The sequence below is a fragment of the Paracoccus gahaiensis genome (assembly GCF_005048225.1).
GTDB classification, from domain to species: domain Bacteria; phylum Pseudomonadota; class Alphaproteobacteria; order Rhodobacterales; family Rhodobacteraceae; genus Paracoccus; species Paracoccus gahaiensis.
Genome location: NZ_SUNI01000002.1, coordinates 199,698 through 221,218, shown reverse-complemented (window position 1 = coordinate 221,218; position 21,521 = coordinate 199,698). Strand labels below are relative to the sequence as shown.

The window sequence follows — 21,521 nt, the reverse complement described above, 5'->3', positions numbered from 1 at the left end:
CGGCGGTCTTGAGGGTATTTGGGCAAAGAAGAAGGGATCAGTCCGGAACGACCCGGACCGCGCCCTTGGCGGCGCTGGTGGTCATGGCGGCATAGGCGCGCAGCGCCGTGGTGATCTTGCGCTTGCGGGGCTTGGCGGGCTTCCAGCCCTCCGCCTCGCGGGTGGCGCGCCGCGCGGCCAGGGTGGCGTCATCGACCAGCAGCTCGATCTTGCGGTTGGGGATGTCGATGCGGATCAGGTCGCCCTGTTCGACCAGGCCGATCGCGCCGCCCTCGGCCGCCTCGGGCGAGACATGGCCGATCGAGAGCCCCGAGGAGCCGCCCGAGAAGCGGCCATCGGTGACCAGCGCGCATTCCTTGCCCAGACCCTTCGATTTCAGGTAGCTGGTCGGATACAGCATCTCCTGCATGCCGGGGCCACCGCGCGGGCCTTCGTAGCGGATCAGCACGACCTCGCCCGACTTGACCTTGCCGGTCAGGATGGCGCTGACCGAATCGTCCTGGCTTTCGAAGATATGGGCCGGGCCCTCGAAGGTCAGGTTCGAATCGTCCACGCCCGCCGTCTTCACGATGCAGCCATCCTCGGCCAGGTTGCCATAAAGGACCGCCAGACCGCCATCGCGCGAGAAGGCATGCTCGGACGACCGGATCACGCCGCCTTCGCGGTCCAGATCCACGTCGTCATAGCGGTTGGCCTGCGAGAAGGCGGTCTGCGTGGGCACGCCGCCCGGCGCGGCGCGGTAGAAGTCATGGACCGAGGCCGAGGTCGTGCGCGACACGTCCCACCGGTCCAGCGCCTGCGCCAGCGTGCCCGAATGGACGCTGCCCACCGAGGTGTCCAGCAGCCCCGCCCGGTCCAGCTGGCCCAGGATCGCCATGATCCCGCCGGCGCGGTGGACATCCTCCATATGCACGTCGTCCTTGGCGGGGGCGACCTTGCACAGGACCGGGACCTTGCGCGACAGGCGGTCGATGTCGGACATGGTGAAGTCGATCTCGGCCTCGTGCGCCGCGGCCAGCAGGTGCAGGACCGTGTTGGTCGAGCCGCCCATCGCGATGTCCAGCGTCATCGCGTTCTCGAAGGCCGCGAAGCTGGCGACGTTGCGCGGCAGGACGCCGTAATCGTCGCCCTCGTAATGGCGCTTGGCCAGATCGACGATCAGGTGGCCCGCCTCGACGAACAGCCGCTTGCGGTCGGCATGGGTGGCCAGCGTGGACCCGTTGCCGGGCAGCGACAGGCCCAGGGCCTCGGTCAGGCAGTTCATGGAATTGGCGGTGAACATGCCGGAACAGGACCCGCAGGTCGGGCAGGCCGCCTGCTCGATCGCGGCCAGATCGGTCTCGGAGACCGAATCATCGGCCGCCGCGACCATGGCATCGACCAGGTCCAGCGCCTTGACGCGCCCGTCCTGCAGGACGACCTTGCCGGCCTCCATCGGGCCGCCCGAGACGAAGACGGTGGGGATGTTCAGCCGCAGGGACGCCATCAGCATGCCCGGCGTGATCTTGTCGCAATTGCTGATGCAGACCATCGCGTCGGCGCAATGGGCATTGACCATGTATTCGACCGAATCGGCGATGATCTCGCGCGAGGGCAGCGAATAGAGCATGCCGTCATGGCCCATGGCGATGCCGTCATCGACGGCGATGGTGTTGAACTCCTTGGCGATGCCGCCCGCCGCCTCGACCTCGCGGGCGACCAGCTGGCCCAGGTCCTTCAGATGGACATGGCCGGGCACGAACTGGGTGAAGCTGTTGACGATGGCGATGATCGGCTTGCCGAAATCGCCCTCCTTCACCCCGGTCGCGCGCCACAGGCCACGTGCGCCGGCCATGTTGCGGCCATGGGTGGTGGTGCGGGAACGATAGGCGGGCATGGCGGATCTCCTTTGGCTGAAGGTGGCTTTAGCATCCCCCGGGGCGGAAGGAAATTACCACCGGGGGCCGATTGCGGCTGTTTTCTGTCCGCAGCGGGGGGCGGCGGGGGGTCCGGGGGGCGCGAGCGCCCCCGGCCGTCGCGGGACGCAAGGGGCGGCGTCGGGGGCTGGGGCGGGGGTCAGGAGGCCAGCTTCATAGTCACGATGCCCGCCACGATCATCCCGGCGGCGGCCATGCGCAGGGCGGTCACCGGCTCGGCCAGGAACACCACGCCGACGATGAAGCTGCCCACCGCGCCGATGCCCGTCCAGACCATGTAGGCGGTCCCCAACGGAAGCTGCCGCATCGCCAGGGCCAAGAGCCAGAAGGAAGCGATCATGGCGACCAGCATGATGGCCGTGGGGGTGACGCGGGTAAAGCCTTGCGAATATTTCATCGCGCTGGCCCAGACGATCTCGAGCAGGCCGGCGATGAGAAGAAGAAGCCAGGGCATGACGGATACCTCGTTCCAGTCTTCGGGTCGTCCCGGTGCTGCATCCCGATATGGGGGAGGTCGTCCTCGACCACAGCATCTAGTCACGCCCGCCCCACCGGTCAAGGCCCCGCCCGGCCTGTGCTGCGTCAAAACCGCGCAAATGACGGCCCGGTGGCGCGGAAGCGCGCATCCCCCGACAGGTGGGCTTTTCAATTGCCCGGCCCCGGCCCATATTGAGGGTCAAGGAGAGGAGTGCCCCATGCCGCTGACCCATTTCCTGATGCTGATCGCTGCCGTCATCCTGGCTGCCGGGCTGACGCTGTGGTTCGGCCTGTCGGCAGGCGTGCCTCCTGCGGCGATCCTGGTGGTGACGCTTGGCGCGGCGCTGCTGCTGCATCTGGGCCAGCGCAACGGGCATGACCACGACAGTTGACCTGACGGCGGCAGGCGCGCCGCCTCAGCTGTCGAGTTCGGCATCCCAATAGAGAAAATCCATCCAGCTTTCATGCAGGTGATTGGGCGGGAAGCGCCGCCCGATCGCGTGCATCTCGTCGGCCGAGGGCTGGCGGGCGGGCTTGCGCAGATGCATGCCGGAATGGCGCAGGCTGCGATTGGCCTTCTTCAGGTTGCAGGGCGAGCAGGCCGCGACGACGTTTTCCCAGCTGGTCACCCCGCCCCGGGACCGGGGCACGACATGGTCGAAGGTCAGGTCGCCCTTGGCGCCGCAATACTGGCAGCAGAATTCGTCCCGCAGAAAAAGATTGAAGCGCGTGAATGCCACGCGCTTCTGGGGTCGGACATAATCCTTCAGCACGACGACCGAAGGGATTCGGAAGGCCTGTCGCTGACTTCGGACCTCGTGGTCGTATTCCGCGATGATCGAGACGCGGTCGAGGAACACCGCCTTGATCGCCTCCTGCCAGGGCCAGAGCGACAGGGGATAATAGCTGAGCGGGCGGTAATCGGCATTCAGCACCAGCGCCGGGTAATGGCGCAGGCTGGCCGGTTCGCGCACGAACTGGGTTCTGAAATCCGTATGGTGATGGTCGTCCAGCATAGCGACTTCCCGTCTGCCCCAAGGGGTTGACCGGGGCGCCCGTCAGATCCGTTGCCTCGACTATATCTGGCGTCGGGTTTCTGGCAAGCCCCCCGCATCTATTCGCATCAACAAACCAGCCCATAGCGGTCGGGCGTGACGTGCGCATGACAGGCGGCGGCAGGCCGCCTGCCTGGGATGCGCGATGCGGAGGCAAATGCGAGAGGGCCCGGGGAAGGCCTGTCAGTCGGGCAGGCGCTCGCGCAGGAAGGCCAGCGCCACGGACAGCCCGTCGGGGGCGATGCCGTGGCCGGTGCCCTCCATCACATGGCCATAGACGGTGAAGCCCGCCTCCTGCAGGGTCTGGCCCGCCAGCGCCATGTCGTCGAAGGGGACCATCTCGTCCTGATCGCCGTGGATCAGCAGGACTGGCGGCTTGACCCGCGCCTCTTCGGCCAGGGTTTCGGGCACCAGCAGGCGCCCCGAGAAGCCGACGATCCCCGCCACCGCCTCCGCGCGGCGCGGCGCGACATGCAGCGCCATCATCGTGCCCTGCGAGAAACCGACCAGCACCATGCGCTCAGGCGTCAGTCCCTCGTCGGCCAGCACCTTGTCCAGAAAGGCGTTCAGCATCGTGACCGATCGGCCCATGCTGGAGCGGGCATCCTCTTCGGACGAGCCGTCCAGCCAGGGGATCGGGAACCACTGGTTGCCCATCGGATTGTTGCGCGACGGCTCGGGCGCGTCGGGGGCATAGAAGGCCGTCTGCGGCAGATGCGGGGCCAGCGGATCGGCCAGACCCAGCAGGTCGGATCCGTCCGCCCCGTAGCCATGCAGGAAGACCACCACCGAAGAGGCCTTGGCGGGGCCCTTGCGGGCGGATGTCAGCGTCTCGGTCATGTCGTTCCCTCGCGTCCTTTGGCCAGCCGGTAATAGGCCCACAGCCCCCGCGCCGCAACCGCGCGCCACGGCTGCCATGGTTCGGCCAGCGCCCGCAGCGCGGCAGGGCCGGGGCGGGCGGGCAGGTCGTACATGATCCGCGCGGCCTCCTGCAGGGCCAGATCGCCCGCCGCGAAGACATCGGCGCGACCGAGGGCGAATTTCAGGTAGATCTCGGCGGTCCAGACGCCCACGCCGGGCAGGGCCACCAGCGCGGCCACCGCCCGGTCGTCGGGCAGCGCGCGCAGGCCCGCCCAGTCCAGCCCGGCCCCGGCGATGCCCCGCAGATAGCGCTGCTTGGGCCGCGAGAGGCCCGCCGCGCGCAGATCCTCGTCCGAGGCGTCGCGCATCGCGGCCTCGTCGGTCAGGCCCGCCGCCTGCAGCCGCGCCCAGATCGCCCCGGCGGCGGCGACCGAGATCTGCTGCCCGACGATGGCGCTGGCCATGGCCGCGAAGCCGTCCGCGCTTCGGCGCAGCGGCAGGGGGTGCACGTCGGGCAGCACGCGCGCCCAGACCGGGCAGATGGCGGCCAGATGGGCGCAGCCCTCGTCCAGATCGGCCTGCGTCTCGATCACTCGGATTGCGGACGGCGGGGCCAGGGTCGGCGGCACCACGGTCGTCGGGGCCTCAGCCACCGGCCCGCGCGTCCAGCCTCAGCCGCGTCTCCCAGGCCATCGAGATGTGCTGGCGCAGCGCGCGGTCGGCGGCCTGCCCGTCCCCCGCGGCGATCGCGTCCACGATGCGGCCATGTTCCGCCAGCGCCGTCTCTCCGCGCCCCTCGGCGGCCAGCGAGGTCCGCGCCATCAGCGCCATCGTCCGATGCACCAGATCCAGCTGCTGGACCAGATAGCGGTTGTGCGAGGCCAGGTGGATCTGGCGGTGGAAGCGCTTGTTGCTGCGCGCCAGGACCTCGGGGTCGCCCTTGGCGCGGCGGTCCTCGTCGACCATCTGGGCCAGCACGCGCACCTCCTCGGGGGTGGCGTGGCGGGCAGCCAGGCGCCCGGCCAGCGCCTCCAGTTCCGCGCGCACGGTGTACAGCTCGGCCAGCTGGTTGTGATCCAGCGAGGCCACGATCAGGCTGCGCCCGTCGCGCACCAGCATGGCCTGCGTCTCCAGCCGCTGCAGGGCCTCGCGCACGGGGGTGCGGCTGACGCCGAAGCGCTCGGCCAGCTCGGATTCGACCAGACGGTCGCCGGGGCGATAGGTGCCGCCCTCGATGGCGGTCAGGATCAGGGAATAGGCATCTTTCATGGACCCGACGATTGGCCCTGCGCTTGCAAATTGCAAGCGCGCGCCGGTCCAGCTATGCCCTGCGGCATGGATTTTTCAAACGTTCGGGTCTGGATCTTCGATCTGGACAACACCCTCTACCCGCCCGAGGCGCAGCTCTTCGCGCAGATCGAGACGCGGATGACCGCCTGGATGATGCGCAGCCTGGGCGTGCCGCAGGATCATGCCAACCGCCTGCGGGCCGAGTACTGGCGCCTGCATGGCACCACGCTGGCCGGGCTGATGGCCGAGCATGCGATGGACCCGGCCGACTATCTGGCCGACGTGCATGACATCGACTTCTCGGTGCTGACCCCCGATCCCGATCTGGCGCAGGCCATCGCGGCCCTGCCGGGGCGGCGGATCATCCACACCAATGGCGATGCGGCCTATGCCCGGCGCGTGCTGGCCGCGCGGCACCTGCCCGAGGATCTGTTCGAGGCGGTCTATGGCATCGAGGAGACCGGCTTTCACCCCAAGCCCGGGGCCGAGGCCTTCGACCGCGTCCTGACGGCGGCCCGGATCGACCCGCGCCAGGCCGCCTTCTTCGAGGACGATCCCCGCAACCTGATCGTGCCGCACAGCCTGGGGATGCGCACGGTGCTGGTGGGCACGGGCCGCCACGGCCCCGAGGCGCTGACCGGCGCGCCCGGGCCCCATGTCCAGCACCAGACCCAGGACCTGACGGGCTTCCTGCGCGGGCTGGAGCTGGCCTGCGACAGCGTCCCCCCTTCCCCCTGACGCGCCCGGCGGGCAGGATGGGCCGACACGCAAGCGGGGATGCTTCCATGACCGGCACGACCATCGACGACATCGACATCCTCATCTCGGGCGGCGGCATCGCCGGGCTGATCGCCGCGGCGGCCTTTGGGGCCGAGGGATTCTCGACCCTCTGCGTCGATCCCGCCCCCCCGGTGACCGAGGAAGGGGCGGCGGGCGCCGACTTGCGCTCGACCGCCTTCCTGATGCCCTCGGTCCGGCTTCTGGAGCGCATCGGAATGTGGGAACGGCTGGCCCCCCATGCCACCGCGCTGCAGATCATGCGCATCGTCGATGCGGGCGGCGACCGGCCCGTGCCCCGGCAGATCCGCGACTTCGACGCCGCCGAGATCGGCGACCAGCCCTTTGGCTGGAACCTGCCCAACTGGCTGCTGCGGCGCGAGATCTCGGCCCGGCTGGCCCAGATGCCCAATGTGCGCTTCCGCCCCGGCACCGGCACCGCCGCCGTCCTGCCCCGGACCGAGGGCGTGGTGGTCACCCTGACCGACGGCCAGCGGCTGCGCGCGCGCCTGCTGATCGCCGCCGACGGGCGCACCTCCCCGGTGCGCCGCGCGCTCGGCATCGGCGCCCGCACGCTGCGCTATGGCCAGAAGGCGCTGGCCTTCGCCGTCACCCATGACCGCCCGCATCACAACATCTCGACCGAGGTGCACCGCTCGGGCGGGCCCTTCACGCTGGTGCCCCTGCCCGACCGCGACGGCACGCCGTCCTCGGCCGTGGTCTGGATGGAGAGCGGGGCCGAGACCGCGCGCCTCAGGGCCCTGCCCCGCGAGGCCTTCGAGGCCGCGCTGAACGCCCGCTCCGCCGATGTGCTAGGGCACCTGACCCAGGCCACGGGCCTGACTGAATGGCCGATCATCAGCCAGATCGCGCATCGCTTCGCGGGGCCGCGCACCGCTCTGATCGCCGAGGCCGCCCATGTCCTGCCGCCCATCGGCGCGCAGGGGTTGAACATGAGCCTGGCCGATCTGTCCGCGCTTCTGGATCTCAGCCGAGAGGACCCCGGCAGCCCCGCCTCGCTGGCCCGCTACGACCGGACCCGCCGCCCCGAGGCGCAGGCGAGGCTGATGGGCATCGACGCCCTGAACCGCGCCAGCCAGGTCCAGCTGCGCCCGCTGCGCGACCTGCGCGCCGCAGCCCTGGGCGGGCTGCATGGCGTCGCCCCCCTGCGCCGCCTGGTGATGCGCGCCGGCCTGGGCCTGACCTGACCCGGCCGGGCCAACAGCCCCGCCGCCTCCCCTTCATCTTGGCAAAAATATCCCGGGGGGTGCGGGGGGCTGGCCCCCCGCCGTCGCGGGACGCAAATCAGACCAGCCCGGCATGCTCCAGCGCCGCGTCGATCAGATGCCGGGTCGGCTCGGTCAGCGGCGTCAGCGGCAGGCGGACGCGCTCGTGGCACAGCCCCAGGCGCGACATGGCGTATTTCGCGCCGACCAGCCCCGGCTCGACGAAGATCGCCAGATGCAGCGGCATCAGAAGATCTTGCAGCGCCAGGGCTGTGGCATAATCGCCGCGCAGGGTCGCCTCCTGGAACTGGGCGCACAGCTTCGGCGCCACATTCGCGGTGACGCTGATGCAGCCCACGCCGCCATGGGCGTTGAAGCCGAGCGCCGTCGCATCCTCGCCCGACAGCTGGATGAAATCGGGCCCGCAGGTCATCCGCTGGCAGCTGACCCGCTCCAGCCGGCCGGTCGCGTCCTTGACCCCGATGATCGAGGGGATCTTCGCCAGCACGCCCATCGTCTCGGGCATCATGTCGATGACCGAGCGCCCGGGGATGTTGTAGATGATGATCGGCAGGTCGCAGGCATCGGTCAGCGCGGTGTAATGCGCGATAAGCCCGGCCTGGGTCGGCTTGTTGTAATAGGGCGTGACGACCAGCCCCGCATCGGCGCCCACGGACTTGGCGTGCTGCAGCAGCCCGATGCCCTCGCGGGTGGAGTTGGACCCGGCCCCGGCGATGACTGGGATGCGGCCATTCACCGCATGCACGACCTCCTCGATGACCAGCCGGTGCTCGTCATGGGTCAGGGTCGGGCTTTCGCCAGTGGTGCCCACGGGGACCAGACCATGCGTGCCCTGCTCGACATGCCACTCGACCAGCGCCTTCAGCGTGTCCAGATCCAGCTCGCCGTCCGGAGTGAACGGCGTGACGAGGGCTGGCAGCGACCCTTTGAACATGACACGCTCCTTGGTGGGATTTTCTGGTTCGGCGCCCTCCCTATCCCCGGGCGGGGGACTTGCCAAGGTTGTGAATTGCACGGGCGGGCTTTGACCATGACACAGGGTGGTGATGCGACTTCTGCGTGACATGCTGGCTTTGGGCCTTCTGCTGGCCCTGCCCTTCGCCCCGCCGGCGCGGGCCGAGGAGCCGGGCGCGATGGCCCTGGCCCTGGCCGCCGTGCAGGCGCGGGACTGGGTGACCGCCCGCGACGCCGGCCTGCGCGCCGGCCCCTTGGGCGAGGCGCTGGTCGGCTGGCATGCCCTGCGCGCGGGCTATGGCGATTTTTCCGACTATGCCGATTTTCTGCGCGAGAACCCCGACTGGCCCGGCCTCGACCTGCTGATCACGCGGGGCGAGGCCAAGCTGCGCCCCGGCGCCGATCCCGACGACATCCGGCTGTGGTTCGCGGACCGCCTGCCCCAAAGCCGCGCGGCGCTGGAGGCGCTGAGCGCGGTCCTGCCCGCAAACGAAGCCGCCGCGATGCGCGCCGCCGTCTTCACCCGCCAGCCCCTGACCGCCGAGGACGAGGCCGCGCTGCTGGCCGCCCATCCCGACCTGACCGCCCTGATCCCCGCCCGCGTGACGGCCCTGTTGGACGCCGGCGAATGGGCCAATGCCGAACGCCTGCTGCCCCGCCTGCCCGAGGATCAGCGCCCCCTGCCCCGCGCCCGCATCGTGCTGCAGGCCGGTCGCGCCGGCGTGGACGACCTGATCCTGGCCCTGCCCGATCCCCTGCGCGCCGATCCGGGCCTGACCATGGACCGCTTCGCCTGGCGGGTGGCCGCGCGCCAGCACGAGGGCGCGCAGGCGCTGATGCTGGCGGCCTCGACCAGTGCGGAGGCCTTGCGCGATCCGGCGCAATGGGCGTCGATGCGGGTGGATTACGCGCGGCTGGCGATGCGCAACGGCGACTGGCCGCGCGCGCTGCGGCTGGCCCATCCGCATTTCCTGACCCCCGACAATCGCCATTATCCCGATCTGGAATGGCTGGCGGGCTTCGCGGCGCTGAAGACCGATGATCCCGCCCGCGCGCTGGATCACTTCCGGCATCTGGAAACCGTGGTCGGCGCGGCGATCAGCACATCGCGCGCCCATTACTGGCAGGGCCGCGCGCATGAGGCGCTTGGCGACGCCGCCGCCGCAGAGGCCGCCTATCAGGCCGCCGCGGCCTTCCCCGGCACCTATTACGGCCAACTGGCGATGGAGAAGACCGGCGCCGCCCTGCCCGCCGGTTATGCCGTGGCCGATCCGGGCATCGACAGCCTGCCCGACTGGCGCGGCAGCGCGCTGCGCGAGAACGGGCAGTTCCGCGCCGCCCTGTGGCTGATCGCCAGCGGGCGTCGTGACGAGGCGCAGCGCTTCCTGCTGCATCTGGCGCAATCCTCGACGCCCCAGGACATCGCCCGCATGTCGCGCCTGATGTACGAGGCGGGCACGCCCTGGCACGGGCTGCGGCTGGCCAAGCAGTCGGCCAGCCAGGGGGTGATCTGGCCCGTCGCGCATTTCCCGCTGACCGGCCTCGAGCGCGAGGATCTGGGTGTGCCGCCCGAGCTGGTCATGGCCATCGCCCGGCAGGAATCCGAGTTCAACTTCACCGCCAGCAGCCCGGTCGGCGCGCAGGGGCTGATGCAGGTCATGCCGGGCACCGCCGAGCAGGTCACCCGGCAGCTGCGCATCCCTTATGACCTGGCGCGGCTGTCGAATGATGCGGCCTATAACGCCCGGATCGGATCGCAATATCTGATCGGGCTGACGGAACGCTTCGGACCCTCGGTGGCGCTGATCGCCTCGGGCTACAATGCCGGGCCGGGGCGTCCGGCACGCTGGCTGGGCGATTTCGGCGACCTGCGCCGCGACGCCGATCCGGTGGACTGGGTCGAGCTGATCCCCTTCGACGAGACCCGCAACTATGTCATGCGCGTGGCCGAGGCGCTGCCTGTCTATCGCGCCCGCATCCATGGCACGCCCGCGCCGGTCGTGACCCGGTGGGACCTGTCGGGCGGCGGCGCGGTGCCGCCCCCGCCCGCGCGGCTGACGCTGGCTTTGTCGGCCCGGCCCAACCCCAAGCCCTTCATCGGCCCGCGCCTGCCCGAGGGCTGGCCTATGCCGATGTCTTCCGCTGCCGCCACAGAGTGAACAGGCTGGCCGCCACCACGATGGCCGCGCCGATCACGACATTGCTGCGCAAGGTCTCGTCGAACAGCCAGACGCCCAGGAAGCTGACCCAGACCAGCTGGGTATAGGCGAAGGGCTGCAGGGCCGAGGCCTCGGCCAGCTCGTAGCTGCGGATCATCAGGTAATGCGAGGACATGCCGCAGGCGCAGAGGCAGGCCATCCAGATCCAGTCGACCGGCGCCAGCCATTGCCAGTCCCAGATGCCGATCAGCGTCATCGCCACCGCGCCCGAGACGCCGGTCCAGAAGAAGCTGACCATCGCCGGATCGTCGCGCGACACATGCCGCGTCAGCAGGCCGTAGAGCGCGAACATCAGCGCGGCCGCGAAGGGCAGCAGCGCCGCCATGCTGACCACCCCGCCGCCGGGATTGAGGATCACCAGGATGCCGGTGAAGCCGATGACGATGGCGGTCCAGCGCCGCCAGCCCACCGATTCGCCCAAGACCGGGCCGGACAGGGCCGCGACCAGCAGCGGATAGACGGAAAAGACGGCATGCGTCTCGATCAGGCCCAGCTGCACGAAGGCCTCGACCATCAGCGTGACCTCCAGCGCCAGGATGACGCCGCGGGCGATCTGGGTCAGCGGGCGCTTGGTGCGGATGGCGCGCTTCAGCCCGCCGGGCTGGCGCGCGACCAGCGCGATCACGAAGATCGCGAAGACCCAGTACCGGATCATCACGATCAGCACGGGCGGATAGCCGCCCCCCAGAATGCGCGAGAACACGTCCTGGAAGGCAAAGATCAGGCTGACCGCGCACATCAGCGCGATGGCCAGCCGGGTGCGGTCGCGGACGGGCGGCGGGGTCCGGGGCGGGATCGGCGGCGGCGCCGAGACGGCGGCAGAGGCGGCGTAGGGCGGGTGGGATCGGTCGTCGGACATGGGCGCGCCTCTGGGGATGGTCCCTGTTGCGCCCCGCCCCCGGCAAGGTCAAGCGGGGGGCAGGGTTGCACGTCATGCAACTCTGCCCCTGTGGCCGGGACGCCCCGTCGCGGGCCGCAGGCCTAGTCGCGGGCGCGGATGATCTTGGCGAAGGGCTCCAGCAAAGTCGGGTTGGCGGCCACAAGCCGGCCCGATTCCAGCGGATCGTCGTTTTCCCGGATGCCATGGGCGAAGCCGCCGGCCTCGCGCACCAGCAAGAGGCCCGCCGCCACGGACCAGGCCTTGACACCGCGCTCCCACGCGCCGTCGAAGCGGCCCCCGGCGACATAGGCCAGGTTCAGCGCCGCCGAGCCGAAGCCCCGCACGCCCGCGCAGACCGGCATCAGCTGCGCCAGATCCTGGATCATCGCGGGCAGCGGCCCGGTGCCGGCATGGGGAATGCCCGTGGCAAAGACCGAATCGGCCAGCCGGGTGCGCCCCGACACGCGCAGGCGCGCATCGTTCATATAGGCGCCGGTGCCCTTCTCGGCGATGAACATCTCGTCCTTGGCGGCGTCGAAGATGACGGCGGCGACGATCTCCTTCTTGTGCTCCAGCGCGATGCTGATGGCCCAATGCGGCAACCCGTGCAGATAGTTCGTGGTCCCGTCCAGCGGGTCGACGATCCAGCGGCGGGTGGGATCCTCGCCCGGCTCGGCGCCGGTCTCCTCGCCCAGCCAGCCATAGCTGGGCCGCGCGTTCATCAGCTCTTCCTTGATCGCGCGCTCGGCCTCGCGGTCGGCCCGGGTGACGAAATCGCCGGCGCCCTTGACGCTGACCTGCAGGTTCTCGACCTCGCGGAAATCCTTGACGAGGCCGCGCCCGGCCTTGCGGGCGGCCTTGATCATGACGTTCAGATTGGCGCTTGCCATCGGGTGCTCCGGAGATTGGGGTTGGCGCCTCTTAGGCGAGGCCGGCCGGAATGTGAAGCGAAACGGGTCAGGCCACGGCGCCGCGCAGCATCCGCAGGGGCTCGGTTCGCGACAGGCGCAGGACATGGGCCATGTAGGGCTGCGCCAGATCCGCCGTGCGCACCGCCGCGAACAGGCGCCGCCGGATGCCCTGCGGGCCCAGGGGCAGCATGGCCAGTTCCGGATTGGCCGCCTCGCGCCGCAGCACCCAGTCCGGCATGACCGCCACCCCGCGACCCGAGGCGACCAGCATCAGCGCCACCGCCGTCAGTTCGACCGTGCGGGCGCGGGCGGGCTCGATCCCCGCAGGCGTCAGGAACTGGCTGAAGACGTCCAGCCGGCTGCGGTCCATGGGATAGGTGATCAGCGTCTCGGGCGCCAGATCGGCGGGATCGGCGTATCCCTTGGCGATCAGCGGATGGCCCGCAGGCACGACCAGCGTGGGCGCATAGTCGAAAAGCGGCTGGAAGGTGACGTCGGCCAGATCCTCGGGGTCCGACGAGATGACCAGATCGACCTCTTCGCGCAGAAGCGCGGGCAGTGCGCCGAAGGCCAGGCGCTGGCGGATGTCCACGTCGACATCGGGCCAGCTGCGGCGGAAGATGTCCAGCACCGGCAGCAGCCAGTCGAAGCAGGCATGGCATTCCATCGCGATGTGCAGCCGCCCGATGCGCCCCGCCTCGACGCCCTTGAACTCGGCCTCGGTGGCGGCGACCAGCGGCAGCACCTGTTCGGCCAGCCGCAGCAGGCGCATCCCGGCGGCGGAAAGGCTCATGGGCTTGGCGCGGCGCACGAACAGCAGGGTGCCGGCCTGTTCCTCCAGCGCCTTGACCTGATGGGACAGGGCGGATTGGGTGATGTTCAGCGCCTCGGCGGCGCGGGCCAGACCGCCCTGTTCGTGGATCGCATGGACGGTGCGCAGATGCCGCAGTTCCAGATGCATGATGAGCGGCTTTCACGTTTATCTTGAGGATTATGAATTTGTCTCACGCCGCGCCGCGTGGCACAAGTCCCGCCAACAGAGAGGATTCGCCATGACCCCGCCGAAGATCAGCTTCGAGTTCTTCCCGCCCAAAACGCTGGAGGCTTCGTTCAAGCTGTGGGAGGCCGCGCGCGTTCTTGCGCCGCTGGCCCCCGAATTCGTGTCGGTCACCTATGGCGCGGGCGGCACCACCCGGCAGCTGACCCACGAGGCGGTGACCACGATCAACCGCCAGTTTGGGCTGCAGGTCGCCGCCCACCTGACCTGCGTCGAGGCCACCAAGGCCGAGACGATGGAGATCGTGCAATCCTATGCCGATGCCGGGATCCGCGAGATCGTGGCCCTGCGCGGCGACGCGCCCAAGGGCTCGGACGGCTTCGTGCCGCATGGCGACGGCTTCGCCAATTCGGTCGAGCTGATCGAGGCGATCGCCGCGCGTGGCGACATGACCATCCGTGCAGGCGCCTATCCCGAGCCGCATCCCGACAGCCCCGACGGCGATGCCGACGTGGCCTGGCTCAAGCGCAAGATCGAGGCCGGGGCGTCCAGTGCGATCACCCAGTTCTTCTTCGAGGCGGACACGTTCTTCCGCTTCCGCGACAAATGCGCCGCCGCCGGGATCGACGTGCCGATCATCCCGGGCATCCTGCCGGTGCAGAGCTGGGCCGGGACCAAGCGTTTCGCCGCCACCTGCAACACCACCGTGCCCGATTGGGCCGAGGAGGCGTTCCAGATGGCCGCGCTGGACGGCCCCGAGGCGCAACGGACCCTGGCCACCAGCCTCAGCGTTGAACTGTGCGAGGCGCTGATCGCGGGCGGCGTGGACCGGCTGCATTTCTACACGCTGAACCGGCCCGAACTGACCCGCGACGTCTGCGCCGCCTTGGGCGTGCGGCCTGCGGGAAGCCTGGACGCGGTGGCCTGAATTCGTGGTTGGCGCAGACCGGGGGCGCTTCGCCCCCCGGACCCCCAGAGGATATTTGGGGACCAACGCAGGAGCGGCGTAAGGATTCAGGGCGGCGGGAAATCTGCCCTTTGCGCGATTCGGCGCTCAGGCGGGCAATGCGGTCCTGCTCCCGGCGTCAGGGGGGCAGGACCGACGGTTCAGGAGAGCGCCATCACGGTTGCATGGCTCATGGCGCCGAAGCCGTTGAAGCGGGTGTTGGTGACGGTCGAATAGGCGCCGGCGCCGTGGAAGATCACGAAATCCCCCTCGGCCACATCCTCGGGCAGGCTCAGCTCGCCCGGCAGGCGGTCGACCGAATCGCAGGTCGGGCCGAAGATCACCCGGCCGCCATGATCCCCCGCGCGGGGATGGCCCTGCGGGGTCAGCACCTCGATCCGGTCGATATTGCCGATGATCGGCAGCTCGGCCAGACCGCCATAGACGCCGTCGTTCAGGAAGACATGGCCGCCGTCGCGCACGCCCTTCACACGGGTGATCAGCGCATAGGCATCGGCCACGACGCCGCGCCCGGGCTCGCAGACCAGCGCCGGGGCGTCGGTGCCGAACATCTCGGTCGTGGTGTCGGCGATCTCCTGGAAGATCGAGGTCAGGTCGGGCTCGACCCCCACCACACGATGCGAGGGGAAGCCGCCGCCGACATTCAGGCGCACCGCGCGGACGCCCGCCATGTCGCAGATGTCCTTCGACACCCGGATATAGCTTTCCCAGGCGATCGGGTCGGTGCATTGCGTGCCCGGATGGAAGGTCAGCGAAGGGACGTAGCCGCGCCGCGCGACCTCGGCCAGCAGCTCGGCGGCCAGTTCCGGCGAGGCGCCGAACTTGGAGCCAAAATCATAGGCGGCGCCCAGCACCGGCAGCTTGAAGCGGGGCGAGATCTCGACGCCCTTGCCGTCCACCTCGGTCGGCACCTGGTCGAACAGCTTGTCCAGTTCGGACCGGCTGTCCACGGACCAGGCGCGGATACCCTGCGCCACGCCATGCGCGATCTCGGACCGCGCGCGGACGGGGTTGTGGTAATGGCGGGCGGCATGGGGGGCCATGCGGCCGATCAGGTCGATCTCGAAGGGCGAGGCCACGTCGAAGCCCTGGATGCCGGCGGCGACCAGGTTCTGGATCACCACCTCGTCGGGATTGGACTTGACCGCATAGGTCACCAGCCCCGGAAAGCCCTGGATGAACTGCCGCGCACGGTCCTGCAGCACCGTCGGCGCGAAGACCATGACCGGATGTTCCGGTGCCAGATGTCGGATGACCTCGGCCGGATTGTCCCAGACGGTCTTCTGTTGTCCCATTGCGGTTCCTTTCGCACAGACAGGAGCGGGTGGCCTTCGCACAACCCAAGGTGGCAGCGCCGGGTTCCGATCCTTCGGACGAGTCGTGCGCCAAGGCCCGTATCTATGCCGGAACGGATGTCAGTTCAACGAAACCGGCAGGCGGAAAAGCCCCATGCGCGCCTGCCGGTCGACACCCGGGTCCGGCAGGCCGTGCAGGCGTGGCCAAGGGCAGGCAGGATGGTGCCAGCGGCGCGCCGGACGCCCCCGGACGTTTGATTTTTCCGACCCCGCCTGCGACATTTGGTCCTGCGGGGCCGGCGACCCGGCGCCCGCGCCGTCAGACACAGGGGGATGACGATGACCTATTACACCGGGCTTCTGCTGGCCGTGCCCGTGGCCAACCGGCAGACCTATGTCGATCACGCGCGGCAGGCCTGGCCGATGTTCCAGCGCCTGGGCGCGCGTCGCATGGTCGAATGCTGGGCCGAGGATGTGCCGCATGGCACGCAGACCGATTTCCATCGCGCCACCCAGGCCCGCGACAACGAGGCGCCGCTGTTCAGCTGGATCGAATGGCCCGACCGTGCCACCGCCGATGCCGCCGGCGCGAAGATGGCCGAGGGGCAGGAGCCCGAGATGGCGCTGATGGGCGAGATGCCCTTCGACGGGATGCGGATGATGTGGGGCGGCTTCGCGCCGATCGTGACGGTGGGCGACAGCCGCCGGGGCGCCTATGTGCAGGGCTTCGTGCTGGCCGTTTCGGCGGACGCCAGGCAGGCCTATGTCGAGATGGCCCAAGGCGCGACCCGGATGTTCGCGGATCTGGGCGCCACCTTCCAGACCGAATGCTGGGGCGAGGATGTGCCCCATGGCAAGGTCACCGATTTTTACCGCGCCGTGCAGGCCAAACCCGACGAGGTGCCGGTCTTCAGCTGGGTCGAATGGCCCGACCGCGCCACCTGCGACGCCGCAGCCGCGAAGATGGCGGCGGGGATGGAGGGACACGACTTTCCGCAGATGCCCTTCGACGGCAAGCGGATGTTCTGGGGCGGATTCACCCCGGTCGTCGACCTGCCCTGACCTCGGATCCACTGTCTGGCCCAAGCCCGGATTCGTTGGGGCGACGGGATCTCTTGGCCTTTGGCCGCGCATTGGGTAATCCCGTCCCCAACCAAGGGGATTTGCGATGACGATGGACAAGAGCTTTGACGCCACGGCCGCCGAGGCCCGGATCAGTGCCGAATGGGAACGGCTCGGCGCCTTTGCCGCCGGCGCCAATGCCTCGCGGGCCGAGACCTTCACCGTGATGATCCCGCCCCCGAACGTCACCGGCAGCCTGCATATCGGCCACGCCTTCAACAACACGCTGCAGGACATCCTGGTCCGCTGGCACCGGATGCGCGGCTTCGACACGCTGTGGCAGCCCGGGCAGGACCATGCCGGCATCGCGACCCAGATGGTCGTGGAGCGCCGCATGGCCGAGCGTCAGGAACCGGGCCGGCGCGAGATCGGGCGCGACGCCTTCGTCGAGAAGATCTGGGCGTGGAAGCAGGAATCCGGCGACACGATCATCAACCAGCTGAAGCGCCTCGGGGCCTCCTGCGACTGGTCGCGCAACGCCTTCACCATGTCCGGTGCGCCGGGTGCGCCCGCGGGCGAGGAGGGGAATTTCCACGACGCGGTGATCCGGGTCTTCGTGGACCTCTACAACAAGGGCATCATCTATCGCGGCAAGCGGCTGGTGAACTGGGATCCGCATTTCGAGACCGCGATCAGCGATCTGGAGGTCGAGAACCGCGAGGTTCCGGGCCATATGTGGCATTTCAAATACCCGCTGGCCGGGGGTGCCACCTATGAGTACGTGGAACGCGACGAGGATGGTCGCGTCACCCTGCGCGAGACGCGCGACTATATCAGCATCGCCACCACCCGGCCCGAGACAATGCTGGGCGACGGCGCGGTGGCGGTGCATCCGTCCGATGAGCGCTATGCGCCGATCGTGGGGAAGCTGGTCGAGATCCCGGTGGGCCCGAAGGAACACCGTCGCTTGATCCCGATCATCACCGACGACTATCCCGACCCGACCTTCGGGTCCGGCGCGGTCAAGATCACCGGCGCGCATGACTTCAACGACTATGGCGTGGCGCAGCGCAACGGCATTCCGCTGTACACGCTTCTGGACACCAAGGGCGCGATGCGCGGCGACGGGCTGTCCTATGCCGACAGCGCCGCCATCGCCACGCGCGCGGCGCAGGGCGAGGATGTGGGCGACGTGTCGGCGGTCAATCTGGTGCCCGACGATCTGCGCGGTCTGGACCGGTTCGAGGCCCGCAGCCGAGTGATCGAGCAGGTCACCGCCGAGGGTCTGGCCGTCACCTACCTGCACCGCGAGATCGAGCCCGAGACCGGCGCCGAGCATCTGGAGCGCCGCCCCGTGGTGGAGGCCAAGCCCATCATGCAGCCCTTCGGCGACCGCTCGGGCGTGGTGATCGAGCCGATGCTGACCGACCAGTGGTTCGTGGACACCAAGCGCATCGTCGGCCCCGCGCTGGAGGCCGTCCGCGACGGCCGCACCCAGATCCTGCCCGAGCAGCACAGGAAGGTCTATTTCAACTGGCTGGAGAATATCGAGCCCTGGACGATCTCGCGCCAGCTCTGGTGGGGGCACCAGATCCCGGTGTGGTATGGGCTGGACCTGCAGACATCCGGCTTTGCCGATGATGAGGGCGACGGGGCGCTGGACGAGGTCGAGCTGTTCCGGCTGCTGGCGGACGGGCTGGTCAATGCCGGCGAGCGGCAGCATTGCGCGGCCCATTTCGCCGATGTGGCAGCCCTCTGTGCCGATGACCTTGCCGCCCTGCCCCAGCCGCTGGAGCGCAGCCGCGTGGTCGAGGTCGCGGATCGCGAGGCCGCCGTCGAGATGCTGGCCCGCAGCCTGGCCGAGTACAACCTGTCCCAGGATCCGACCCGGTTGGTCTATCCGGTCTGGCGCGATCCCGACGTTCTCGACACCTGGTTCTCCTCCGGCCTCTGGCCCATCGGGACGCTCGGCTGGCCGGAGCCGACCGAGGAGCTGAAGAAATACTTCCCGACCGACGTGCTGGTCACCGGCTTCGACATCATCTTCTTCTGGGTCGCCCGGATGATGATGATGCAGCTGGAGGTGGCGCGTGACGTGCCGTTCCACACGGTCTATGTCCACGGCCTCGTGCGCGACGAGAAGGGCGCGAAGATGTCCAAGTCCAAGGGCAATGTCATCGACCCGCTGGTGCTGGTCGATGATTTCGGGGCGGATGCGCTGCGCTTCACGCTGACCTCGATGGCGGCGATGGGGCGCGATCCCAAGCTGGGGCCGAAGCATGTCGAGGTGAACCGCAACTTCGTCACCAAGCTGTGGAACGCCACCCGCTTTGCCGAGATGAACGGCGTGCGCGGCGGCGGGGCCCGGCCTGATCCGGCGAACACCGTGAACCGCTGGATCATCGGCGAGACGGCCCGTGTGCTGATGGCCACCGACGAGGCACTGGCCTCGTACCGCTTCAACGACGCGGCGGGCGGGCTGTACGCCTTCGTCTGGGGCAAGGTCTGCGACTGGTATGTGGAATTCGCCAAGCCCCTGTTCGATGGCGCGGATGCCGAGGAGACGCGGGCCACGATGGGCTGGGTGCTGGACCAGTGTTACGCCATGCTGCATCCGATCATGCCCTTCGTCACCGAGGAGCTGTGGGCGCTGACCGGGGATCGCGCGAAGATGCTGGTCCATGGCGACTGGCCCGAACTGGGCGCCGAGCTGATCGACGCGGATGCCGACCGGCAGATGAACTGGGTGATCGCGCTGATCGAGGCCGTGCGATCCGCCCGCGCCCAGATGGGCGTGCCGGCAGGCGCGAAGCTGGACCTGATCGTGACCGAGGCGGATGCCCCGGCCCGCGCGGCGCTGGCCGCCAATGCGCCGCTGATCGAGCGGCTGGCCCGGGTCAACCCGGCGGTGGATGGCGCGGCGGGCAAGGGGATGATCGCGGTCTCGGCCCAGGGCGCCAGCTTCGCGCTGCCCATCGGCGGGGTGATCGACGTGGCGGCCGAGACGGCGCGGCTGTCGAAGGCGCGCGGCAAGACCGAAAAGGATGCCGAGGGCCTGCGCAAGCGGCTGTCCAATCCCAGGTTCGTGGAAAATGCCGAGGCCGAGGTGATCGAGGAGACCCAAGCCAAGCTGGCCGCTCTGGACGATGATCTGGCCCGGTTGCGCGCAGCGCTGGATCAGCTGGCGGCCATGTGAGGTCCGCCAGCCCGCCGAGGGTGCTTGCGGGCGCCTCCGGCGGGGGTATTTCAGCAAAGAAGAAGGGGTTCAGGCGAGGTCCTGCAGGGCGGCGGGCAGCGCCTTGGCAAGCACGTCCAGCTCTGGGTCGGGGGCGCAGCTGATGCGGATGCAGCGGTCCAGGGGCGCCACGCCGGGCATGCGGACGAAGACGTCGCGGGCCTCCAGCGCGGCCACGAGGCCGCGGGCGAAGGCGCCGTCGCGATGCGTGTCCAAGGCCACGAAATTGGTGGCGGAGGGCAGCGCGGTCAGGCCGCTTTCCGCGCCGATCTGGGCGATGCGGTCGCGGGCGGCGGTGACGGAGGCCACGACATGGGCCAGCCAGCCGGGATCGGCCAGCGCCGCCAGCGCCCCCGCCTGCGCGATGCGGTTGACGCCGAAATGGTTGCGGATGCGGTCGAAGCCCGCGATCAGGTCCGGGGCGCCGACCGCATAGCCGATCCGCGCGCCCGCCATGCCATAGGCCTTGGAGAAGGTCCGCATCCGGATTACCCGGGGATCGGCGGGGTCGATCCGGGGGATCGCCTCGGCGGGGGCGAATTCGGCATAGGCCTCGTCCAGCACCAGCAGGCAATCGGGGGGCAGGTCGTCCAGCATCGCCTCGATCGCCGCACCCTTGTGCCAGCTGCCCATCGGGTTGTCGGGATTGGCCAGGTAAATCAGCCGCGCCTGCGTTTCACGGGCGGCCTGCAGCAGCGCCTGCGGATCCTCGGCATCGTCGCGATAGGGCACCTTGTGCAGCACGCCCCCGAAGCCCGTCACGTGATAGTTGAAGGTCGGATAGGCCCCGTCCGAGGTCACCACGGCATCGCCCGGCGCCACCATCAGCCGCACGAGCGTGCCCAGCAGCCCGTCGATCCCCTCGCCCAGCATGATGTTGGCGGGCGCCGCGCCCAGTTGAGTAGCCAGCGCATGGGTCAGATCGTGGCCGGGGGCGTCGCCGTATTTCCAGATGCCGCCCACCGCCTCGCGCATGGCCCGCGCCGCCAGCGGGCTGGGGCCGAAGGCGCTTTCATTGGCGCCGAGGCGGGCCGCGAAGGGGGTGCCGCGCCGCCGCTCCAGCGTCTCGGGGCCGATGAAGGGGACGGTCTGCGGCAGGCTGTCGGGCAAGGGGGCAAAGCGGGGCATCAGAAGGCGCGGAAGGTCATCGTGGTCAGCGTGCGGCTGATATGGGGGATGTCGAACAGCCGGTCCGACAGGAAGCGGCCGACATCCTCGTCCTCGGGGATGTAGACCTTGGCGATCAGGTCGTAATCACCCGAGGTCGAGAACAGCTCGCTGACCACCTCGCGGTCATAGATCGCCTCGGCGACCTGATAGGTCGTGCCGGGCTCGCAGCGGAACTGGACGAAGACGGGGCGCATGGGTGGTTCCTTTT

Annotated in this window: 20 protein-coding genes; 7 read left to right on the top strand and 13 right to left on the bottom strand. The window is 69.4% G+C overall.

Translation table 11 applies throughout. The annotated features are described in order from the left end of the window. Window positions 1–37: 37 nt before the first annotated feature. A complete protein-coding gene (gene ilvD, locus FA743_RS04120; RefSeq protein ID WP_136884606.1) occupies window positions 38–1,876 on the bottom strand; it encodes a dihydroxy-acid dehydratase in 1,839 nt (612 codons plus the stop codon). 179 nt (window positions 1,877–2,055) lie between these two features. Next, window positions 2,056–2,370: a DMT family transporter gene (locus tag FA743_RS04115; protein WP_136884605.1), complete on the bottom strand. Its 315-nt coding sequence runs from the start codon at window positions 2,368–2,370 to the stop codon at window positions 2,056–2,058. 241 nt (window positions 2,371–2,611) lie between these two features. Here FA743_RS04115 and FA743_RS20220 point away from each other — a divergent pair, with 241 nt between their 5' ends. Then, window positions 2,612–2,785, top strand: a complete 174-nt coding sequence (locus FA743_RS20220) for a hypothetical protein (protein WP_169308761.1) — start codon at window positions 2,612–2,614, stop codon at window positions 2,783–2,785. A gap of 24 nt (window positions 2,786–2,809) precedes the next feature. Here the strand turns inward: FA743_RS20220 and FA743_RS04110 are convergent, their stop codons facing one another. From FA743_RS04110 to FA743_RS04095, 4 genes are all read right to left on the bottom strand, one after another. Further along, complete coding sequence (locus tag FA743_RS04110; protein WP_136884604.1) at window positions 2,810–3,409, bottom strand: HNH endonuclease; 600 nt, start codon at window positions 3,407–3,409, stop codon at window positions 2,810–2,812. A 222-nt stretch (window positions 3,410–3,631) separates the two neighbouring features. Beyond that, entirely contained in the window at window positions 3,632–4,288 is a 657-nt protein-coding gene (locus tag FA743_RS04105) for an alpha/beta hydrolase (protein ID WP_136884603.1), read from the bottom strand. Next, window positions 4,285–4,908, bottom strand: a complete 624-nt coding sequence (locus FA743_RS04100; protein ID WP_136884728.1) for a DNA-3-methyladenine glycosylase family protein — start codon at window positions 4,906–4,908, stop codon at window positions 4,285–4,287. Before FA743_RS04100 ends, FA743_RS04105 begins: the two co-directional genes overlap by 4 nt. 46 nt (window positions 4,909–4,954) lie before the next feature. Next, window positions 4,955–5,578, bottom strand: coding sequence for a GntR family transcriptional regulator (locus tag FA743_RS04095; protein WP_136884602.1), 624 nt, complete (start codon window positions 5,576–5,578; stop codon window positions 4,955–4,957). A gap of 66 nt (window positions 5,579–5,644) precedes the next feature. On the opposite strand from FA743_RS04095, the gene FA743_RS04090 reads away from it, so the two are divergent. Both FA743_RS04090 and FA743_RS04085 read left to right on the top strand, forming a co-directional pair. After that, a complete protein-coding gene (locus FA743_RS04090) occupies window positions 5,645–6,337 on the top strand; it encodes a pyrimidine 5'-nucleotidase (RefSeq protein ID WP_136884601.1) in 693 nt (230 codons plus the stop codon). Between the two features lie 47 nt (window positions 6,338–6,384). Continuing rightward, window positions 6,385–7,584 carry a UbiH/UbiF family hydroxylase gene (locus tag FA743_RS04085; RefSeq protein ID WP_136884600.1) on the top strand — a complete coding sequence of 400 codons (1,200 nt, stop codon included), beginning with the start codon at window positions 6,385–6,387 and terminating at the stop codon, window positions 7,582–7,584. Between the two features lie 97 nt (window positions 7,585–7,681). On the opposite strand, the gene dapA is transcribed toward FA743_RS04085, so the two are convergent. Continuing rightward, entirely contained in the window at window positions 7,682–8,557 is an 876-nt protein-coding gene (gene dapA / locus FA743_RS04080; protein ID WP_136884599.1) for a 4-hydroxy-tetrahydrodipicolinate synthase, read from the bottom strand. A 112-nt stretch (window positions 8,558–8,669) separates the two neighbouring features. Here dapA and FA743_RS04075 point away from each other — a divergent pair, with 112 nt between their 5' ends. Then, the gene (locus FA743_RS04075) at window positions 8,670–10,736 is read left to right on the top strand and encodes a lytic transglycosylase domain-containing protein (protein ID WP_136884598.1); all 2,067 of its coding nucleotides are present in this window, start codon (window positions 8,670–8,672) and stop codon (window positions 10,734–10,736) included. Here FA743_RS04075 and FA743_RS04070 read toward each other — a convergent pair. The 3 genes from FA743_RS04070 to FA743_RS04060 form a co-directional block, all read right to left on the bottom strand. Beyond that, window positions 10,702–11,655 carry a DMT family transporter gene (locus FA743_RS04070; RefSeq protein WP_136884597.1) on the bottom strand — a complete coding sequence of 318 codons (954 nt, stop codon included), beginning with the start codon at window positions 11,653–11,655 and terminating at the stop codon, window positions 10,702–10,704. The two genes, FA743_RS04075 and FA743_RS04070, sit on opposite strands and share 35 nt — an antisense overlap. Before the next feature lie 122 nt (window positions 11,656–11,777). After that, window positions 11,778–12,566, bottom strand: coding sequence for an inositol monophosphatase family protein (locus tag FA743_RS04065; RefSeq protein ID WP_136884596.1), 789 nt, complete (start codon window positions 12,564–12,566; stop codon window positions 11,778–11,780). A gap of 67 nt (window positions 12,567–12,633) precedes the next feature. Next, complete coding sequence (locus FA743_RS04060; RefSeq protein ID WP_136884595.1) at window positions 12,634–13,548, bottom strand: LysR family transcriptional regulator; 915 nt, start codon at window positions 13,546–13,548, stop codon at window positions 12,634–12,636. Window positions 13,549–13,639: 91 nt separating this feature from the next. Between FA743_RS04060 and metF the strand changes: the two genes are divergently transcribed. Next, window positions 13,640–14,512 (top strand): methylenetetrahydrofolate reductase [NAD(P)H], encoded by an 873-nt coding sequence (gene metF / locus FA743_RS04055; protein ID WP_136884594.1) that lies wholly within the window; start codon window positions 13,640–13,642, stop codon window positions 14,510–14,512. A gap of 179 nt (window positions 14,513–14,691) precedes the next feature. Here metF and FA743_RS04050 read toward each other — a convergent pair whose 3' ends face one another. Beyond that, window positions 14,692–15,846 (bottom strand): type III PLP-dependent enzyme, encoded by a 1,155-nt coding sequence (locus tag FA743_RS04050; RefSeq protein ID WP_136884593.1) that lies wholly within the window; start codon window positions 15,844–15,846, stop codon window positions 14,692–14,694. 339 nt (window positions 15,847–16,185) lie between these two features. Here FA743_RS04050 and FA743_RS04045 point away from each other — a divergent pair, with 339 nt between their 5' ends. Further along, on the top strand, window positions 16,186–16,908 hold the full coding sequence (locus tag FA743_RS04045; protein WP_136884592.1) for a DUF1428 domain-containing protein: 723 nt from the start codon (window positions 16,186–16,188) through the stop codon (window positions 16,906–16,908). A gap of 106 nt (window positions 16,909–17,014) precedes the next feature. Then, window positions 17,015–20,104: a valine--tRNA ligase gene (locus FA743_RS04040; RefSeq protein ID WP_136884591.1), complete on the top strand. Its 3,090-nt coding sequence runs from the start codon at window positions 17,015–17,017 to the stop codon at window positions 20,102–20,104. A gap of 69 nt (window positions 20,105–20,173) precedes the next feature. On the opposite strand, the gene FA743_RS04035 is transcribed toward FA743_RS04040, so the two are convergent. Both FA743_RS04035 and FA743_RS04030 read right to left on the bottom strand, forming a co-directional pair. Continuing rightward, a complete protein-coding gene (locus FA743_RS04035; protein WP_136884590.1) occupies window positions 20,174–21,271 on the bottom strand; it encodes a pyridoxal phosphate-dependent aminotransferase in 1,098 nt (365 codons plus the stop codon). Next, window positions 21,271–21,507: an Lrp/AsnC family transcriptional regulator gene (locus FA743_RS04030; protein WP_136884589.1), complete on the bottom strand. Its 237-nt coding sequence runs from the start codon at window positions 21,505–21,507 to the stop codon at window positions 21,271–21,273. Before FA743_RS04030 ends, FA743_RS04035 begins: the two co-directional genes overlap by 1 nt. Between the last annotated feature and the right edge of the window lie 14 nt (window positions 21,508–21,521).

Bases quoted from the DNA above. Each gene is read 5' to 3' on its own strand.
- FA743_RS04065 (WP_136884596.1), bottom strand. From the start codon at position 12,566: ATGGCAAGCGCCAATCTGAACGTCATGATCAAGGCCGCCCGCAAGGCC.
- FA743_RS04110 (WP_136884604.1), bottom strand. From the start codon at position 3,409: ATGCTGGACGACCATCACCATACGGATTTCAGAACCCAGTTCGTGCGC.
- FA743_RS04060 (WP_136884595.1), bottom strand. From the start codon at position 13,548: ATGCATCTGGAACTGCGGCATCTGCGCACCGTCCATGCGATCCACGAA.
- FA743_RS04075 (WP_136884598.1), top strand. From the start codon at position 8,670: ATGCGACTTCTGCGTGACATGCTGGCTTTGGGCCTTCTGCTGGCCCTG.
- FA743_RS04040 (WP_136884591.1), top strand. From the start codon at position 17,015: ATGACGATGGACAAGAGCTTTGACGCCACGGCCGCCGAGGCCCGGATC.
- FA743_RS04050 (WP_136884593.1), bottom strand. From the start codon at position 15,846: ATGGGACAACAGAAGACCGTCTGGGACAATCCGGCCGAGGTCATCCGA.
- FA743_RS04045 (WP_136884592.1), top strand. From the start codon at position 16,186: ATGACCTATTACACCGGGCTTCTGCTGGCCGTGCCCGTGGCCAACCGG.
- FA743_RS04115 (WP_136884605.1), bottom strand. From the start codon at position 2,370: ATGCCCTGGCTTCTTCTTCTCATCGCCGGCCTGCTCGAGATCGTCTGG.
- dapA (WP_136884599.1), bottom strand. From the start codon at position 8,557: ATGTTCAAAGGGTCGCTGCCAGCCCTCGTCACGCCGTTCACTCCGGAC.
- FA743_RS04030 (WP_136884589.1), bottom strand. From the start codon at position 21,507: ATGCGCCCCGTCTTCGTCCAGTTCCGCTGCGAGCCCGGCACGACCTAT.
- FA743_RS04070 (WP_136884597.1), bottom strand. From the start codon at position 11,655: ATGTCCGACGACCGATCCCACCCGCCCTACGCCGCCTCTGCCGCCGTC.
- metF (WP_136884594.1), top strand. From the start codon at position 13,640: ATGACCCCGCCGAAGATCAGCTTCGAGTTCTTCCCGCCCAAAACGCTG.
- FA743_RS04085 (WP_136884600.1), top strand. From the start codon at position 6,385: ATGACCGGCACGACCATCGACGACATCGACATCCTCATCTCGGGCGGC.
- FA743_RS04035 (WP_136884590.1), bottom strand. From the start codon at position 21,271: ATGCCCCGCTTTGCCCCCTTGCCCGACAGCCTGCCGCAGACCGTCCCC.
- FA743_RS04095 (WP_136884602.1), bottom strand. From the start codon at position 5,578: ATGAAAGATGCCTATTCCCTGATCCTGACCGCCATCGAGGGCGGCACC.
- FA743_RS04105 (WP_136884603.1), bottom strand. From the start codon at position 4,288: ATGACCGAGACGCTGACATCCGCCCGCAAGGGCCCCGCCAAGGCCTCT.
- ilvD (WP_136884606.1), bottom strand. From the start codon at position 1,876: ATGCCCGCCTATCGTTCCCGCACCACCACCCATGGCCGCAACATGGCC.
- FA743_RS04090 (WP_136884601.1), top strand. From the start codon at position 5,645: ATGGATTTTTCAAACGTTCGGGTCTGGATCTTCGATCTGGACAACACC.
- FA743_RS20220 (WP_169308761.1), top strand. From the start codon at position 2,612: ATGCCGCTGACCCATTTCCTGATGCTGATCGCTGCCGTCATCCTGGCT.